This window comes from Neisseria yangbaofengii, assembly GCF_014898075.1.
GTDB lineage: Bacteria > Pseudomonadota > Gammaproteobacteria > Burkholderiales > Neisseriaceae > Neisseria > Neisseria yangbaofengii.
The window spans coordinates 2120251-2138260 of the sequence record NZ_CP062976.1 but is presented as its reverse complement, the minus strand read 5'-3'; the positions used below and the strand labels follow the sequence as shown (position 1 = coordinate 2138260).

Genomic DNA, 18010 nt, shown 5'->3' with positions numbered 1-18010 from the left:
CTGATTAGAGAAAAAGAGGCCGTCTGAAACGTTTGAACTGCCCCCCAATACTTGGACAAGTTAAGAATCTTTCTCAAACAGCCTTTTCAAGCTGGGTTCTGTAGCCGACAGGACTCAGCTTTTTTAAGTTTAAACTAATCCGCTCATGATTGTAGTAACGTATGTAATCATCTATTACCTCTGTCAGCTCTGCCACCGACAACGCACCTTCCTGATAGAAGCTCTCTTCTTTTAATGTACCGAAGAAACGCTCCATCGGCGCATTGTCCCAGCAATTTCCTTTACGCGACATGCTTTGCACCATTCCTTTCTCAGCCAGTTTCGCCCGATAAGCCCCGGTGCGGTAAAGCACACCCCGGTCGGAATGCAGCAGCGGCGTTTGGCCTTTCAGACGGCCAAATGCTTTATCCAACATTTGCGCCACCAGTTTACTGTTTGCTCTGCGGCTTAAAGAATAGGCCACAATCTCCCGATTAAACACATCCGATATCGGCGATAAGTACAGCTTCCCGTCTGTGCATTTGAACTCCGTCACATCGGTCAGCCATTTGTCTGCCGGTTTGCCGGCAGTAAATTCACGATTAAGAATATTATCCGAAGCCTCTCCTATTACCTGCGGACGGTAGGCTTTTTTGCTGCGGACTTTGGCTTTCAGTCCCAACAAACCCATAATGCGCTGCACTTTCTTTTTGTTCCACGACAATACGGCGGCAATCCGCCGATGACCGTAGCGGCCTTTGTGTCGGCGATAGACTTCACTTACTGCGGTTTTGGCCGCCGCATCGGGATCGGCTTTGCCGATATGGTAATGAAAGCTGCTTTTGGGAATGCCGGCACTGTGCAGCAGATATTTCAGCGGGTGCTTCGCTCTCAACGTTTGAACGGTTTCGCAGCTTTGGCGGCGTTCTTTTCGTTGAGGGCTTTCATGTGCTTTAGGTAGTCGTTCTCCGCCCTCATGTAACGTAACTCTTCAATCAGTTCCGCCTGGTTTTTTTCGTGGTCGGGTTTGTCGGCGATAAACGGGTTTTTGCGTTTGGTCTTCATAAACGTAGCCTGCGGGTGTTGAAGTGCGGCGATACCGCCTTGCCGATAGGCGGCTATCCAACGGCGCAGGTGGGTGCGCGAGAGGTTGAAGTGCTCTGCGGTGCGCTGTTGGCTGTGCACTTGGTGATAATGGAGTACGGCTCGGTATTTGAAGTGTAGGTTATATTTGGACATAAGAAAACTGCACCTTTTAAAGTTGGAGGGGTGTCCAACTTTTGGGGTGCAGTTCACACTCATGTCATTTTCAGACGGCCTGTTTATCAAAAGATGGCCTGAAGGAATAGGGTAGTCCGTTTGTTGCTGCCAAATATGCTTATGTGATACCGGAGCCTGCCTTGATGGTGCAGATGCGTCTGCTGATTGCAGGGCTATGTCTGCGCTTTCTGTGCCGCCTTCACTTCAAGCTGCGCTCAAATCCGGGTTTTTCAAAGGTCTCCTGCCGTTTGAAAACATGGTTTTCAGACGGCCTTTTGTTTGTCATCTTCAGCGGATTGTTTACAATTCCCACAAAAAATATAGTCAATCCCCCTAATATAAATTACAATCTCCCCCATGACCTATTCAACAGACTTCCGCCAGCTCGCCTTAGCCAAACTCGCCCAAGGCCTCTCCATCCGTCAAGTAGCCAAAGAGCTCGGCATCGGCAGCGATACCGTGTTCAAATGGAAAAAGAATCCCATTCCCAAAGGCTATCCCAAAGACAGAAAACCCCTCAAAATTACCAAAGAAGCACTGCTTAGAGACGTCGAACAATACCCCGATGCCTATTGCTACGAACGGGCACAACGGCTCAACTGTTCGACCAACGGCATCCACCAGGCATTGAAAAGATACGGAATCAGCCGAAAAAAAGACCAATAAACACCCCAAAGCAGATGTTCAGCTCAGAAAACGCTTTATCAGACTCAGACACCGTTTCCAACTGAAAGAGCGTCCGATTGTTTGGCTGGACGAAAGCGGATTCAGAGCTTCCGTCCACCGTCCTTACGGTTATGCCCCAAAAGGCAGACGGTGTATTGATACCCATGACTGGCAGGGACGTAATCAGACTAATGCCATCGGTGCGCTGTATGATAATCAACTGTTTGCGGTTGGTTTGTTTGACTGTTCCATCAACAGCAGGATATTCGACACTTGGATAGAACAGTTACTGATCCCGCAACTGCCGCCCGAGAGTGTGGTGGTGATGGACAATGCGGCGTTTCATAAGGGTAAGGCAGAAGCCTTGCTGAAGGAAAAGGGGCATACCGTCCTATGGATGCCGCCTTACAGCCCCGACCTGAATCCCATCGAAAAGAAATGGGCTTGGTTAAAGGCGAGACGGAGAAAACTTGGGGTGGTGTCTGTGGATGAGTTGTTTAGGAGTGTTATTTAAATTTGTGGGATTGACTATAGCGCTGCCGATACTGCAAAAAAACGTAAAATAGGCGATAATACGGCTTTCCCGATTTGCGCCGTTGCAGCGCATTTCAGACGGCCTCTTCAATTAACCCAACTCAAAAAGGAATCCGAATGGCAACCGTAAAACGTGCCCTTATCAGCCTGTCCGACAAAACCGGCGTGGTTGAATTTGCCCAAACCTTAACCCGACTGGGCGTGGAAATCTTGTCCACCGGCGGTACTGCGAAATTATTGGCAGATGCCGGTGTTCCCGTTATTGAAGTGGCCGATTACACCGGCTTTCCCGAAATGCTCGACGGCCGTGTGAAAACACTGCATCCGAAAATTCACGGCGGTATTTTGGGTCGCCGCGATTTGCCTGAGCATGTCGCCAAAATGGAAGAACACGGCATCGGCAACATCGATTTGGTGTGCGTGAACCTGTATCCGTTTGCCGCCACCATCGCCAAGCCGGATTGTACGTTGGAGGATGCGGTTGAAAACATCGACATCGGCGGCCCGACCATGGTGCGTTCTGCGGCGAAAAACTGGAAACACGTTGCCATCGTCACCGATACGGCCGATTTTGCCGATATTGCCGTCGAATTGGAAAGCAACGGCGGCGCATTGAGCGACAAAACCCGTTTCAACCTGTCGCGCAAAGCCTTCAGCCATACTGCGCAATACGACGGTATGATTTCCAACTATCTGACCGGCTTGGCAGACGACAAATTGAGCGGCGAGCCGGAAGCGGGCGACTTCCCGGACCGGTTCAACCAAAGCTGGATTAAAGTGCAGGACATGCGCTACGGCGAAAACCCGCACCAAAAAGCCGCGTTCTACCGCGACCTGTATCCGGCTGCCGGCAGTTTGAGCGCCTACCGCCAATTGCAGGGTAAAGAATTATCGTATAACAACATCGCCGATTCCGATGCCGCATGGGAAGCCGTGAAATCCTTCGACCAACCGGCCTGCGTGATTGTGAAACACGCCAATCCGTGCGGCGTGGCCGTGGCCGCCGACACCTTGGATGCCTATCGCTTGGCCTATGCCACCGACACCACCAGCGCGTTTGGCGGCATCATTGCCTTCAACCGCGAAGTGGACGGCGCCACGGCGAAACAAATCACCGACAACCAATTTATGGAAGTATTGATGGCGCCTGCGTTTACCGATGAGGCTTTGGAAATCGTTGCTGCCAAGAAAAACGTGCGCGTGCTGGAAGTGCCGTTGGAGGAAGGCGCGAACCAATTCGAGCTTAAACGCGTTGGCGGCGGCTTATTGGTGCAAACGCCCGATATCCGCAAACTCACCGCAGCCGATTTGAAAGTGGTGACCAAACGCCGGCCGACCGGGCAGGAACTCAACGATTTGTTGTTTGTCTGGAACGTGGCCAAATTTGTGAAATCGAATGCCATCGTGTTCGGTAAAGGCGGCCAGACCTACGGTATCGGTGCCGGCCAAATGAGCCGCGTGGATTCAACCCGCATAGCCGCCCGTAAAGCCCAAGACGCAAATCTGGAATTAAACGGCGCATGCGCGGCATCGGATGCCTTCTTCCCGTTCCGCGACGGCATCGACGTGATTGCCGAACAAGGCATCAAAGCGATTATCCAGCCGGGCGGCTCTATGCGCGATGAAGAAGTGTTCGCCGCTGCCGACGAACACGGCATCGCAATGGTGATTACCGGCGTACGTCATTTCCGTCATTAATGTGATGTGAAGCCAAACAAGGCCGTCTGAAACCCGATTGGGTTTCAGACGGCCTTGTTTTATGCAGGGTGTGAACCGTCATTTTAAAGTATGGATAGTGATAAAAAAGCAGTATCTGGGAATGATGGGTTGATACCCATTCTACGAGTTAAAAAAATGCCGTCTGAAAATCCTTTCAGACGGCATTGATTGTTTATTCTGCTTTAGAACACGTTACGCAAAATCAAGAAGCAGACTACCGAGAGAATAGCGGCAGCAGGCAGGGTGATGGCCCAAGCCAAGCCGATTGGTTTCATCAGTGCCCAGTTGGCATCGCGGTTTACCAAGCCGATGCCCAACACTGAGCCGACCAGAATATGCGTGCTCGATACCGGCAAGCCCAATAACGACGCGCCCATCACCACCGAAGCGGCGGCCAATTCGGCGGTAAAGCCGGAAGCAGGGTGCATTTCGGCCAAGTCGGTGCCGACGGTTTGAATCACTTCTTTGCCGATAAACCACAGGCCGACAATCAGGGCGATACCGAATGTGAGCATGGCGACGGCAGGGACAGGCGATTCGGAACCGATTTCGCCGGTGCGCAATATGTCCATAACCGCGGCAAACGGGCCGATGGCATTGGCGATGTCGTTGGCACCGTGGCTGAAGGCGAAACCGGCAGCGGTGAACACCTGCATCCATGAGAACATCAAGAACGTGGATTTCCCCAAATCTTTGCGTTTCAAGGTTTTGGCGTAAATAAAGGTCGCCATCCACACCGCCGCACCAATCATGCCGATCATCAGGAAGTTGCCCACCGTGCCGATGCCTGAGTGCAGGTTTTTCAAGCCTTTGAAAATCAACATGGAAGCAATCGTCATTGCGCCGGCAGATGCAATCAGCGGTACCCAAGATTGCAGCGCTTTGTAGGTATCGATGCTGTTTTTACGGCTATCGATTTCATGCAAACCTTTATAGTAAGCCGATTCCAGCTCTTTCGGGTCTAAATCGGGGTCTTCATAAATCTGCACGTCGCGCGCCATAGCGGACGCGGCTTTGATTTTGTCGTGTTCGCTCAATTGCTCGAAAGATTCGCGGTGTTGCTCTTTGTAGCGTTTTTTCTCTTGCTTGATTTCTTTCAAACGCTCATCGGCAGCGGTGTTGTAATCCAGCACATATTTTTTGATTTGCGAAAACAACATATAAGACACCAAGCCGCCCAACAACGGCGACAATACCCAAGAAATGGCGATTTGTGCCAAGCGATCCCATTGCAGCAGTGAGAAGGCATCCGAGCCGCTGCCCAAGAAACCCAAACACAAACCGCTGCCGACAATACCTCCGATAATTGAGTGAGTGGTCGATACCGGCCAGCCTTTTTTGGTGGCAAACAGCAGCCACAAAGCCGAAGCGAGCAGGGCGGACATCATGATGTACACAAACTGCATAGGCTCAAGATCCATTGCTTTTAAGTCGATGATGCCCTTGCGGATGGTTGAAGTCACTTCGCCGCCGGCAATCACCGCGCCGCTGACTTCAAAAACCGCCGCCACCAATAAGGCTTGCGTGATGGTCAGCGTACCGGCGCCGACTGATGTGCCGAACGAGTTGGCCACGTCGTTACCACCGATGTTGAAGGCCATGAACACTCCAAACAAAGTCGCCAGCAGGAACAGCATGGTATGGTTGCCGTTGGTGTAGCCTATGCCCCATACGATAAAGCAGCCGACCGAGCAGATGAGTAATGCAGCAAATATAGCATTGATTTTTTTAATATTCGAACCTAAAGCAGGTGCGCTCATGATGTGTCCTTATAAAATGGAAGCCGTTTGCAATGCCGCTACTTTAGCCATGTTTTGTGACAGTTCTGTGACAATGTTAAAATTTGTTGGCTTTAAATGTGATGTTCTTTAATCTTTTTATTGGAACAAAAGCTTATGAAATTAGTAATGTTGTCGGCTATATTGGCCTTAAATTTAAGCGCGTGCAGTCATACCCACACCGGTGGCTTTTTCGGCGCGTCAAATAGCGGCACGGCGGGCGGGGTAACGCAGTCGTTCCGCTGGTGATAAATGGCTTTAAAGGCCGTCTGAAAGGCGCTTTATGAGATGAAACGCCTTTCAGACGGCCTTGCCGATGATGATGCTTCGGATAAACAATAAAAGCGATACTAGGCTGTTTTGCGACAGCTTTTTGGCATAGTTTGCGAATATTCGTGAAACTTTGCAATTTGCTTAAAAGTTTCTGATTCTTATTTGGCATTAAGTGCCAATAAATCAAAAAATAGAAGTTTAAATTTACGATAAAATCCGAATTTTCGTAATTTTAAACAGGCCGTCTGAAAAAGACAGGTAACAAAATGGCACAAAATCAAATACACACTCCAACATCAACTTGGCAAAGCCGCATGGGCGCGCTGGGGCCGGGTATTTTGATGGCTTCTGCGGCCATCGGCGGCTCGCATTTGATTGCGTCGACGCAGGCCGGTGCGCTGTATGGTTGGCAGTTGGCCTCAATCATCGTCTTGACCAACCTGCTGAAATATCCGTTTTTCCGTTTCAGCGCCCACTACACCATGGATACAGGCAAGAGCTTGGTGCAGGGTTATGCGGAAAAAAGCCGCTTTTATTTGTGGGTATTTGCGCTGTTGTGTTTCGTTTCCGCAACCATCAGCACCGGCGCGGTGGCGGTGGTGACGGCGGCGATTATCAAAATGGCCTTGCCGAACCTCGGCTTGGAAACTGGCGTGATTGCCGCCTTGGTTATGCTTTCCTGCCTGCTGATTTTGTTGAGCGGCCAATACCGCGCACTCGACCACGTATCCAAAGCGATTGTCGCCAGCTTGGCGGTGGCTACCGTGATTGCGGCAGGTATTGCCATGTCGCGCGGCATGCAGATGCAGCCTGACTTTATCGAGCCGACTCCGTGGACGCTCGCAGGTTTGGGCTTCATCATCGCCTTGATGGGCTGGATGCCGGCACCGATTGAGATTTCCGCAATTAACTCTTTATGGATCACGGAAAAACAAAAAATCCAACCTTCCAGCTACCGTGATGGCATTTTCGACTTTAACGTCGGTTTCTATACCAGCGCGGTGTTGGCAGTGGTGTTTCTGGTGTTGGGTGCGTATGTGCAGTACGGCAACGGCGAAGCCGTGCAAATGGCCGGCGGCAAATACATCGGGCAGCTGATTAATATGTATGCGGTGACCATCGGCGAATGGGCACGTCCGCTGGTGGCATTTATCGCGTTTGCCTGTATGTACGGCACCACCATCACCGTCATCGATGGTTATGCCCGCGCGGTATCCGAATCCGTGCGCCTGATTCGCCATAAAGACAGTGTGTGCAAAGGCGAATTGTTCGGCTGGTATCTGTGGGTCGCCGGTACCGGCTTGGCGCTGATTTTGTGGTTCAACAGTGCAATGGCGGAATTGCTGAAATTTGCCATGATTTCAGCTTTCTTGGCCGCACCGGTGTTCGCATGGTTGAACTACCGCTTGGTGAAAGCCGACAAAAAACACAAATTGTCCAAAGGTATGGAAGCTTTGGCGGTTGTCGGTTTGATTTATTTGGTAGGTTTTGCCGTGTTGTTCCTGCTCAATTTGGGTGGATTTTTAGGTTAAGTTGATTGAGAGTCAGAAAGGCCGTCTGAAATGTTTCAGACGGCCTTTGTGTGTTTTTTGATTGCATTTATATCAATCTGCTTTATATAATCCAAAAACAATAAGAACGCAAAAGGAGAAAAATATGGATTTGAATCAAGCATTTGAATGGTTAAAAACGCAAAACGATATTATCGTCGGCACGGATTGGTTTCAAGGCCGTTCTCTGTTTGGCGGGGTGACTGCGGCTTTGATGCTGGTGAAGTTGCAGCATATTTTGGACAAACCGCGCCGTCTGCGTTCGCTGACGGTGAATTTTATCGGCCCCGTCAATGCTGCCGAAGCCGTGCATTTGGAGGCGCACGTGTTGCGGGTGGGCAAATCCGTGTTGCAGGGCGAAGTGCATTTGACGCAGGGTGGTGACGTGTTGGCGGTGTTGCTGGCCAGTTTTGGCGAAGCGCGTGAATCAAAAGCAGTTCAGACGGCGCCAACTCCTGCACCGACATGGCCGCCGCCGCAGGATTTGCCGGCACGGCGCGATTTAGGTGGCTTGGAATTGGCGTTTCTGCATTATTTGGATTTGCGCTGGGCGGAAGGGGCGCAGGCGTTTAGCGGGGCGGAACATGCTTCGTTTGGTGCCTATACGCGTTTTCAAAACCAACAAGGCGATTTTACTTTGGCGCATTTGGTGGCGTTGGCCGACGGCTTCCCGCCGGCGCCTTCGGTGTTGATTGAGGGCATTGCACCGATGAGCAGCCTGACCTGGACGCTGGAATTGCTGCAAGAGCCGCAAGACATCACGCTGGATGATTTTTGGCAATACAAAGTGCACACCGATTACGCGGCGGAAGGTTACGGCCACACCGAAGCGCGGATGTGGGACAAAAAAGGTGTGTTGACACTCATCAGCCGCCAAACGGTAACGGTGTTTGCCTAAGGCCGTTTGCAGGGTAAAAGATAATTTCATGTGTCATGCGATTGAGGAAAAGGCCGTCTGAAATGTTTTTCATACGGCCTTTTTATATCAATTTACATGACAATAAATTGATTAAAAATAAAGCATTTTTTAACTGTTTTAAATAGACCATAAAAATTAAATTATTTAAAATCATATAGTTAATAGAATACTATGCGAGATTTGCATCAATCCTACCTGTAGGGCTTGAAATGTCAATTTAATTGATATTATACTCGAGCCATGTTCAAGCAAACACCCGAATAATGTAAAGGAGGGAAACCATGTCATACGAAAACCGCTGGCAGACTGTGAAAGTGGCTGTAGAAAACCAAATCGCTTGGGTATCGTTCAACCGCCCCGACAAACGCAATGCCATGAGCCCGACGCTCAACCGCGAAATGGGTGATGTGTTGGAAGTGTTGGAGCAGGATGCCGATGTCGGCGTGGTGGTGATTACCGGCGAGGGCAGTGCGTGGACGGCGGGCATGGATTTGAAAGAGTATTTCCGCGAAACTGACGGCCTGCCGGAAATCGCCCAAGAAAAAGCCCGCCGCGAAGCGTGCAAATGGCAATGGCAGATGCTGCGTTTTTACAATAAACCGACCATTGCGATGGTAAACGGCTGGTGTTTCGGCGGTGCATTCTCGCCGCTGGTGGCTTGCGATTTGGCGATTGCCGCCGATGAAGCCGTGTTCGGTTTGTCGGAAATCAACTGGGGCATTCCGCCGGGCAATCTGGTCAGCAAAGCCATGGCGGATACCGTCGGCCACCGCCAATCGCTCTATTACATCATGACCGGCGAAACTTTCAACGGCAAACAGGCCGCTGAAATGGGCTTGGTTAACAAGAGTGTGCCGCTGGCCGAATTGCGCGCCGAAGTGGAGAAATTGTGCCGAACGCTGCTGGAGAAAAATCCGGTGGTGCTGCGTTATGCGAAAAACGGTTTCAAACGCTGCCGCGAGCTGACTTGGGATCAAAACGAAGATTACCTGTACGCCAAGTTGGATCAGTGTCTGTTCCGTGATCCGGAAGGCGGCCGTGCGGAAGGTATGCGCCAGTTCTTGGATGAAAAATCCATCAAACCGGGCTTGCAGACTTATAAACGATAAGGTTGAATAGGCCGTCTGAAACTTTTTGCGATGAAGTAAAGTTGCTTTGTGACGGCGGACTGCTCTCTTCCGTCGGGGAGAGGGAACGGATGCCGGGAGCATTGGCGGTTTCCTGAACACGCAAAAGGATTCATATGGCTCAATCCGGATATTGATGCCGTCTGAAACATTCAGACGGCCTGAGGCAACAGGAGAATTTCATGAATCAAGTCAATTTGTTTATCAATGGTGAATCGCGTCCGGCGGCAGACGGCCAAACATTCGAGCGTTTCGGACCTTTGAGCGGTCAGGCGGCAACAATGGCGGCGGCCGGTAAGGCGGCGGATGCCAATGCGGCGGTGGAGGCGGCGGCGAAGGCGTTTCCGGCTTGGGCGGCGTTGCCGCCGGGAGAAAAACGCAACCGTTTGCTGAAAGCGGCGGATTTGCTGGCGTCGCGTGCGGAAGAATTTGTCGAAATCGGTATCGGCGAGATGGGCTCGAGCGGCGCGTGGTATGGTTTTAATGTGCATTTGGCGGCCAATATGCTGCGCGATGCGGCGGGCATGGTGACGCAGATTCAAGGCAATGTGATTCCGAGCGATGTGCCGGGCCGTATGGCAATGGGTATGCGTGTGCCGTGCGGCGTGGTGGTGGGTATGGCGCCTTGGAATGCGCCGGTGATTTTGGCGACCCGTGCGCTGGCGATGCCCTTGGCGTGCGGCAATACGGTGGTGTTGAAGGCTTCGGAAAACTGCCCGGCCACGCATGAATTGCTGGTGCGCACCTTAAACGAAGCCGGTTTGGGGAAAGGCGTGGTGAACTTGGTAACCCACAGCGCGGAGGATGCGCCGGAAGTGGTGTCGGCTTTGATTGCCCACCCCGCGGTAAAACGTGTCAACTTCACCGGCTCGACCCATGTCGGCAAAATTATTGCCAAACAATGCGCCGAATACTTGAAACCGGTGGTGTTGGAATTGGGCGGCAAAGCACCGGTGATTGTGTGCGAAGACGCCGATTTGGACGAAGCGGCCAATGCGATTGCGTTTGGTGCATTCTTCAACCAAGGCCAAATCTGCATGAGCACCGAGCGCGTGTTGGTGCATGAAAGCGTGGCCGACGATTTAATCGGCCGTCTGAAAGCGAAAATCGACGGTTTCGTTACCGGCGACCCACGCGGACAAGTCCACATCGCCCATGTGGAAAGCAAACGCTCGGCCGACCGCATTTTGGCCATGGTGCGCGATGCGGAAGACAAAGGTGCGAAAGCGATTACCGGATACCAAGTCAACGGTACTGCCATCAGCCCGATTTTGCTCGACGGCATTGCCCCGGGCATGCAGCTTTATACCGAAGAATCGTTCGGTCCGGTGTGTACGTTGGAGCGTGTGCAAGACGATGAAGAAGCGGTTGCCAAAGCCAACGATTCCGTGTTCGGCTTGTCGGCAGCCGTATTCAGCCGTGATTTGGGCCGCGCAATGGCGATTGCACAGAGGATTGAAAGCGGTATCTGCCACATCAATTCTGCCACTGTTGACGATGAAGCGCCGATGCCGTTTGGTGGTGTGAAAGAGAGCGGTTACGGCCGCTTCGGCAGCCATGCGTCGATTAACGAATTTACCGAGTTGCGTTGGATTACCGTACGGAGCACGCCGAAACATTATCCGATTTAAGCATCCAATTCAGACGGCCTTGACAATAAAACCGGCGGCAAACGCAACGAGGCCGTCTGAACACCAAAGCAGAGGAGAAACTGCATGAACACCACATCTTATCTCGATTATCCCATCCGTCCGGTCAAGCTGGGCGGCCATGAAGTGGACGTGCGCGAAGAGGGCGGCACGTTTTATATCCATCCTAAAGAAATCTTAAAACCTTATCCCGAAGTATTGTCGCAGCGTTTGTATGAAAATGCCGAAAAATACCCCGACCGTGTGTTTGTCGCCCGTCGCAGTGCCGGCGGACAATGGCAGAAATACACCTATGCGCAAACACTGCAAGCCGTGCGAAACATTGCTCAAGCCTTGATGCCGTATCGATTGTCCGCCGGGCGGCCGCTGATGATTTTGTCGGAAAATTCCATCGAAACCTTCCTGCTCAATTTTGGTGCGATGGTGGCGGGGATGCCGCATGCCTATGTGGCACCGGCTTATTCGCTGGTGGCCGACAGCCCCGACAAGCTGCGTCATGTGGTTGACACGCTTACCCCGGGCATGTTCTTTGCGGGCGACGGCAAAGGTTTCAGACGGCATCTTGAAGCCTGCGGTCAGCTCGACAAGCCGATTATCACCACCACCGGCGATTTGGACGGCCATGCCTGCCTGAAATTTGACGATTTTCTCAATACGCCGGCCACCGGTGAAGTAGAGCGGCGTCACGCGCGGATTCGGGCCGACGATATTGCCAAATTCCTGTTTACTTCCGGCTCGACGGCATTGCCGAAAGTGGTGCCGACCACACACAGAATGCTGTGCAGCAACCAGCAAATGTTGCGCCAAACCTTGGCGGTGATGGAGGACGAGCCGCCGGTATTGGTGGACTGGCTGAGCTGGCATCACACTTTTGGCGGCAGCCACAATTTAGGCATTGTGCTGTACAACGCCGGCACGTTCTACATCGATGACGGACGCCCGACGCCTGAGTGCTTCCCCGAAACCATCCGCAATCTGAAAGAAATTTCGCCGACCATGTATCTGAATGTGCCGGTGGCGTGGGCGCAACTGGCCAACGCGTTGCAAGATGATGCCCAATTGCGCGATACCTTCTTTAAAAATGTGAAGCTGTTTTTCTTTGCCGGTGCGGCCTTGTCGCAAGATTTGTGGCAAAAACTTTCCGACATCAGCTACACGCATTGCGGCGAACGCATCCGCATCATGGCGGGTTTGGGCATGACTGAAACCTCCCCTTCCTGCACCTTCACCACAGGGCCGTCGAATTTGGAAGCCGGTTTTGTCGGTTTTCCTGCGCCGGGCTGCGAAGTGAAGCTGGTGCCGGTGGATGACAAAATCGAATTGCGTGTGCGCGGCCCGCATGTGATGCGCGGCTATTGGCGACACGATAATGCACGCGGCAGCTTTGACGAAGAAGGCTTTTATTGCACCGGCGATGCCGTGCGCCTGCTCAATCCCGACAACATCGAAGACGGCTTGGTGTACGACGGCCGCATCGCCGAAGACTTCAAACTGATGACCGGCACCTTTGTCAACGTGGGCGAATTGCGCAACCGCATTCTGATTCACGGCAACGAGCTGATCGAAGACGTGGTGTTGGTGGGCGAGGGCAAAGACGAAATCGGCGTATTGGCTTTCCCGAAACCGACTGTTACCCGCCGCAAAAGCGGTTTGCCTGATGCCGATTGGCATGATGTTTTGTTGAGTGAACCGGTGCAGCAATGGTTTGCAGACTTTATGGCCAGAATCAACAAAGGCTATAGCGCCAGCTCAAAACGCATTGCGCGGCTGTATCTGATGGAAGAAGCCGCCGACAGCGCCGCGGGAGAAAAAACCGACAAAGGCAATCTGAATCAGCGTCTGTTGCGCAACCGCCGTGCGCAGCAAATCGAAGCCTTGTATGGCAGCGCAGACGATCCGTTCCGCTTTGCCGCGCCTTAAATTTTTTCAGACAGCATTGAGACTTTTGCCAAATCCCCATCTTTGGCACATTTCTTCGTTATGCGATGCCCTAACTTCGAACTGCACTCAAAATCTGGGGTTTGGCTTAAATTTAATGAGGCCGTCTGAAAATATAGTGGATCACTTTAAAATAGTACGGCGTTGGCTCGCCTGGCCGTATTATCCATACTGTCTTCGGCTCGCCGCCTTGTTTTATTTTTAAAGCGAACCCACTATACAACCAAAATAAATCAATAAGTACATGAAATACAAGGAGAACATGATGTCAGCTGAGGGAAGGAGCATACAAAACAGTGCCAAAATCACGTTGGCGCTGTGTTTTATTTTGGCTCTGATGGAGGGTTTCGACCTGCAATCGATGGGCGTGGCCGCACCGATGATGCGCGAAGCATTCCGGCTTGATCCGAAGCAGTTGGGCTGGGCGTTTTCTGCGGCTACTTTGGGCACGCTGCCGGGCGCATTGTTGGCCGGTAAACTGGCCGATATGTACGGCCGCAAGCCGATTTTGATTGCGAACACGGTTTTGTTCGGCATCATGTCGGTGCTGACCGCGCATGCTTATTCCTTTCAACTGCTGCTGGGCGCGCGTTTCTTGACCGGTTTGGGTTTGGGCGGCGCGCTGCCGATTTTGATTACCATGGCCACAGAAGCAGTGAATCAGAAATGGCGCGGCACGGCAGTGAGCATGATGTATTGCGGTGTACCGGCCGGCGGCATCATCACTTCGCTGGTGGCGATTTCGATGGCCAAGCAATTCAGTTGGGAATCGATTTTCTACGTCGGCGGTTTCGCACCATTGTTGTTGGTACCGATTATTTGGATGTGGCTGCCGGAATCGAAAGCCTATCTGCAAAGCAAGTTGGAAGCCGAGCAGCGCAGCTTTTCCATCGGCCGTATTTTGTTCGGCGAAGGGCGCATTTTCGGCACCTTGCAATTGTGGGTGAGCTTTTTCTGCACGCTGATTGTGCTATATGTGTTACTTAACTGGCTGCCGACGCTGTTTGCCAACCAAAATTTCAGCCGCGAAGAAATCAACTATGTGCAAATCGGCTTTAACGTCGGCGGCGTCATCGGCACGCTGGTGTTGGGTCTGTTTTTGGACAAACTCAATATCAAAGCCGTGGTGGTGTTGATTTACGCCGGTATGCTGGCCGCGCTGTATGCGCTATCGTCCGGTAGCGAATTAGGCAGCATCATTGCTGCGACTTTGGCTTGCGGTATGTTCATCATCGGCGGGCAAGGCACGCTCTACGCATTGGCCGGTATGTTTTATCCGGCGGCCATCCGCGGCACAGGTGTGGGTACGGCGGTGGCAGTCGGCCGCGCCGGTTCGTTTGCCGGCCCGATTTTGGCCGGCTTGATTTTGGGCGCAGGCCAGTCAGGTTCGGCTGTAATCAGCGCCGCCATTCCGGTGATTGCCGCGGCTTTTGTCAGCGCGTTTATTTTGGTGTTGCGCTTTAAGAAAACACAAGATGCCAAAGCTTAATGGCCAAGCCCGTTTTCAGACGGCCTTCAGCATAGAAAGGCTGTCTGAAAAGCAGTAAGATACGGGCTTTGAAACACAGGATTACGGAGTGACGGCTATGAAAAATGGATCTTGGGAAGACACCGCCGGCCAGCCGACCGTCAGCTACAACATCGGCCGCCTTGACCGCTTAGTCAACCAGCAGTTGAGCGAAGTCTTGAAACCATTGGGCGTGAGCCTGCCGCAATTTACCATGCTGTCGAATCTTCAGCGGCGCGGTGCCACGGCCAATGCCGCGTTGGCCGCGCGCTCGTTTATTTCGCCGCAGGCCGCCAATCAGATTGTGAATACCATGGTGGAACACAATTGGGTAACCAAACGCAACGACCCGAATCACGGCCGTATGGTGCTGATTGAATTGACCGATACCGGCCGCGAGGTGTTCGCCCGCTGTATGAAAGAAGCGGCGGCGTTTGAAGCCAAAATGTTGCAAGGGTTGACGCCCGAAAGCGTGATTATGCTCAAAGCCACGGTGCAGCGGCTATTGGATAATTTGCGCGACGATTAATACAGGCCGTCTGAAAGATACTTTGTTTTCAGATATTTTCAGACGGCCTCTATAAAAAAATACAGAGAAAACAAAGGAGAAACGATGTCAGGCACAATTATCGCACTGGGCTGTTTGGCCGCATTGGCGTTTTTCAGCGCACCGTTGTGGCTGTGGGCCGCTGCCGGCGTGTCGGGTTTGCTCACGGGCGTGTTCGCATGGTGGTTTGCATTGCCGTGGCTGGCGGTGTGCGCGCTGTTGGGTGTGGCATCGCTGCGGATGAAATTTGTCAGCCGTCCGGCGTTCAAGCTTTTCAAAAACATTCTGCCGCCATTGTCGGCCACCGAACAGGCAGCCATTGAGGCGGGTACGGTGTGGTGGGATGCGGAAATTTTCAACGGCAAACCCGATTGGCGCAAATTGTCCGCCTATCGCGACCCGAAATTAACCGAAGAAGAACAATCCTTTATCGACAACGAAACCGAAACATTGTGCCAAATGCTCAATGATTGGCGCTTTACCCGCCACGATAAAGATTTGCCGCCTGAAGTGTGGCAATACGTGAAAGATCAGGGCTTTATCGCCATGATTATCGACAAAAAATACGGCGGCAAACAATTCTCGCATTACGCCCATGCCAAAGTGGCGACCAAAATCGCCAGCCGCAGCCCGGCCGCGGCGTATATGATTATGCTGCCCAATTCCTTGGGGCCTGCCGAGTTGATTCAGCACTACGGCACCGATGAGCAAAAAGATTACTACCTGCCGCGCTTGGCAAAGGGCATTGATATGCCGTGTTTCGCACTCACCAGCCCGTGGGCAGGTTCGGACGCAGGCGCGATTCCGGATACCGGTTTCGTGTGTTACGGCAGCTACACCGACCCGCGCGACGGCTCGCATCATGAAAACGTATTGGGCGTGCGCGCGAGCTTTGAAAAACGCTGGATTACCATGGCGCCGATTGCTACTGTGATTGGTTTGGCCTTCAAATTGCGCGACCCGGAAGGCTTGCTCGGCGGCAAGGAAGACATCGGCATCACCTGCGCACTGCTGCCGGCCGCGATGGAAGGCTTGCAGCACCAACGCCGCCATTACCCGAACGAAACGCCGTTTTGGAACGGGCCGGTTTGGGGCAAAGACATTTTCTTCCCGCTGGAATGGATTATCGGCGGCCGTGATTATGCCGGTCAAGGTTGGCGCATGTTGATGGAGTGTTTGTCTGTCGGCCGCTGCATTTCGCTGCCGTCGCAATCGGTGGGAAACGCCAAACACGCTGCATGGACGACTTCCGCATGGGTCGGCATCCGTCAGCAATTCGGTTTGCCGATCGGCAAATTCGAAGGCGTGGCCGACGCATTGGCACGTATCGGCGGCCATACTTACCAAATGGAAGCTGCGCAAGACTTGGCCTTGACCGGCTTGGATTTGGGTGAAAATCCATCGGTGATTTCCGCCATGGTGAAATTCAACAACACCGAACGCCTGCGCAAAGTGATGAACGATGCCATGGATATTCACGGCGGCCGCGCCGTAGTCGGCGGGCCGCGCAACTATCTGGCTTCGATGTACAACGCTGTACCGATCGGCATCACAGTGGAGGGCGCGAACATTTTGACCCGCTGTCTGATGATTTTCGGGCAGGGCGCATTCCGCTGCCATCATCATGTGCTGACCGAAATTAACGCGCTGCAAAAAGACGACGTGAACGCGTTTGACCGAGCGTTTCAAAAGCACTTAGGCCAAAGCGCCTCTAATGCCGCCCGAAGCTTCGTATTCGGCATCACCAACGGCGGCGGCTATGCACCGAAAAGCCCGCTGGCCTTTGTCTACAAACGGCTCAACCGTTTGAGCGCGGCGTTTGCCTTTGCGGCCGACGCGGCCATGTTGAGCTTGGGCGGTGATTTGAAACGCCGCGAAAGCCTGTCTGGCCGCTTGGCAGATGCGTTTTCCAATCTCTACATCGCTTCGGCCTGCTTGAAACGCTTCGAGCGTGAGGGCAGCCGTGAAGCCGATTTGCCCATTGCCGAATACGCCGCGCGCTTGGCCTTGTATGAAGCGGAACAAGCCCTGTCCGGCTTGGTGAAAAACCTGCCGAACCGCTGCGCCGCTTTGCTGTTGCGTGCGGTGGTATTCCCATTGGGCAAACGCGAAAGCGCACCGGAAGACAAGCTGGTGCATCAAGTGGCCGCCGATATGCAGCAACACGGCGAAACACTCGAGCGCTTGACACGTTTCCGTTTCCATCCGCAAGGCGATGCCGACAATGCCGACGAGCCGTTGACCGTGTTGAAACCGGCGATGGAAGCCGTGCGCCAAACGTCCAAGTTGGAACAAGCCTTGCGTAAAGCCGATGCCAAAGGCCGGCTCACCGCCGAAACGCCGTCTGAAAAAATCAGCGAAGCGGTGGAGAAAGGCTTGATTACCGCCGAGCAAGGCGAACAAATCCGCGAAGCCCGCCGCTTGGTGAAAATCGCAATTACGGTGGACGATTTCGATATGGATTTGAACGAAGCCAATCCGAAACCTTTTGAATTTAGGGTGTTTTAATCGTTGATATTGATTGGAGGCCGTCTGAAAATATGTATTCAGACGGCCTTTATTGG

The 18010-nt window shown here is 52.6% G+C and carries 15 protein-coding genes; 12 read left to right on the top strand and 3 right to left on the bottom strand.

What is annotated here, in order from left to right; all coding sequences use genetic code 11:
• Positions 1–73: 73 nt before the first annotated feature.
• Complete coding sequence (locus H4O27_RS10450; RefSeq protein WP_193004245.1) at positions 74–874, bottom strand: IS3 family transposase; 801 nt, start codon at positions 872–874, stop codon at positions 74–76.
• Positions 871–1218 (bottom strand): helix-turn-helix domain-containing protein, encoded by a 348-nt coding sequence (locus H4O27_RS10445; protein ID WP_193004261.1) that lies wholly within the window; start codon positions 1216–1218, stop codon positions 871–873. The genes H4O27_RS10450 and H4O27_RS10445 overlap by 4 nt, the downstream gene beginning before the upstream one ends.
• 378 nt (positions 1219–1596) lie before the next feature.
• Between H4O27_RS10445 and H4O27_RS10440 the strand changes: the two genes are divergently transcribed.
• The 3 genes from H4O27_RS10440 (at position 1597) to purH (ending at position 4137) form a co-directional block, all read left to right on the top strand.
• Positions 1597–1905, top strand: a complete 309-nt coding sequence (locus tag H4O27_RS10440) for an IS630 transposase-related protein (RefSeq protein ID WP_165010422.1) — start codon at positions 1597–1599, stop codon at positions 1903–1905.
• Between the two features lie 37 nt (positions 1906–1942).
• Positions 1943–2419 (top strand): IS630 family transposase, encoded by a 477-nt coding sequence (locus tag H4O27_RS10435; RefSeq protein ID WP_226883547.1) that lies wholly within the window; start codon positions 1943–1945, stop codon positions 2417–2419.
• Between the two features lie 137 nt (positions 2420–2556).
• Entirely contained in the window at positions 2557–4137 is a 1581-nt protein-coding gene (gene purH / locus H4O27_RS10430) for a bifunctional phosphoribosylaminoimidazolecarboxamide formyltransferase/IMP cyclohydrolase (protein WP_165010666.1), read from the top strand.
• Positions 4138–4340: 203 nt separating this feature from the next.
• Here purH and H4O27_RS10425 read toward each other — a convergent pair whose 3' ends face one another.
• Positions 4341–5918 (bottom strand): inorganic phosphate transporter, encoded by a 1578-nt coding sequence (locus tag H4O27_RS10425; protein WP_165010664.1) that lies wholly within the window; start codon positions 5916–5918, stop codon positions 4341–4343.
• A 135-nt stretch (positions 5919–6053) separates the two neighbouring features.
• On the opposite strand from H4O27_RS10425, the gene H4O27_RS13405 reads away from it, so the two are divergent.
• From H4O27_RS13405 to H4O27_RS10385, 9 genes are all read left to right on the top strand, one after another.
• Positions 6054–6185, top strand: a complete 132-nt coding sequence (locus H4O27_RS13405) for a hypothetical protein (protein WP_255464587.1) — start codon at positions 6054–6056, stop codon at positions 6183–6185.
• Positions 6186–6475: 290 nt separating this feature from the next.
• A complete protein-coding gene (locus H4O27_RS10420) occupies positions 6476–7741 on the top strand; it encodes an Nramp family divalent metal transporter (RefSeq protein WP_165010662.1) in 1266 nt (421 codons plus the stop codon).
• Positions 7742–7865: 124 nt separating this feature from the next.
• The gene (locus H4O27_RS10415) at positions 7866–8657 is read left to right on the top strand and encodes an acyl-CoA thioesterase (RefSeq protein WP_165010660.1); all 792 of its coding nucleotides are present in this window, start codon (positions 7866–7868) and stop codon (positions 8655–8657) included.
• Positions 8658–8959: 302 nt separating this feature from the next.
• Positions 8960–9787 carry a p-hydroxycinnamoyl CoA hydratase/lyase gene (locus H4O27_RS10410; protein WP_165010658.1) on the top strand — a complete coding sequence of 276 codons (828 nt, stop codon included), beginning with the start codon at positions 8960–8962 and terminating at the stop codon, positions 9785–9787.
• A 200-nt stretch (positions 9788–9987) separates the two neighbouring features.
• Positions 9988–11436, top strand: coding sequence for an aldehyde dehydrogenase (locus tag H4O27_RS10405; RefSeq protein ID WP_165010656.1), 1449 nt, complete (start codon positions 9988–9990; stop codon positions 11434–11436).
• A gap of 84 nt (positions 11437–11520) precedes the next feature.
• Complete coding sequence (locus tag H4O27_RS10400; protein ID WP_165010655.1) at positions 11521–13374, top strand: feruloyl-CoA synthase; 1854 nt, start codon at positions 11521–11523, stop codon at positions 13372–13374.
• A 280-nt stretch (positions 13375–13654) separates the two neighbouring features.
• Positions 13655–14881: a 3-(3-hydroxy-phenyl)propionate transporter MhpT gene (mhpT, locus tag H4O27_RS10395; RefSeq protein ID WP_165010653.1), complete on the top strand. Its 1227-nt coding sequence runs from the start codon at positions 13655–13657 to the stop codon at positions 14879–14881.
• A gap of 97 nt (positions 14882–14978) precedes the next feature.
• Complete coding sequence (locus tag H4O27_RS10390) at positions 14979–15428, top strand: MarR family winged helix-turn-helix transcriptional regulator (RefSeq protein ID WP_165010651.1); 450 nt, start codon at positions 14979–14981, stop codon at positions 15426–15428.
• Positions 15429–15512: 84 nt separating this feature from the next.
• Entirely contained in the window at positions 15513–17954 is a 2442-nt protein-coding gene (locus tag H4O27_RS10385; RefSeq protein WP_165010649.1) for an acyl-CoA dehydrogenase, read from the top strand.
• Positions 17955–18010: the final 56 nt, after the last annotated feature.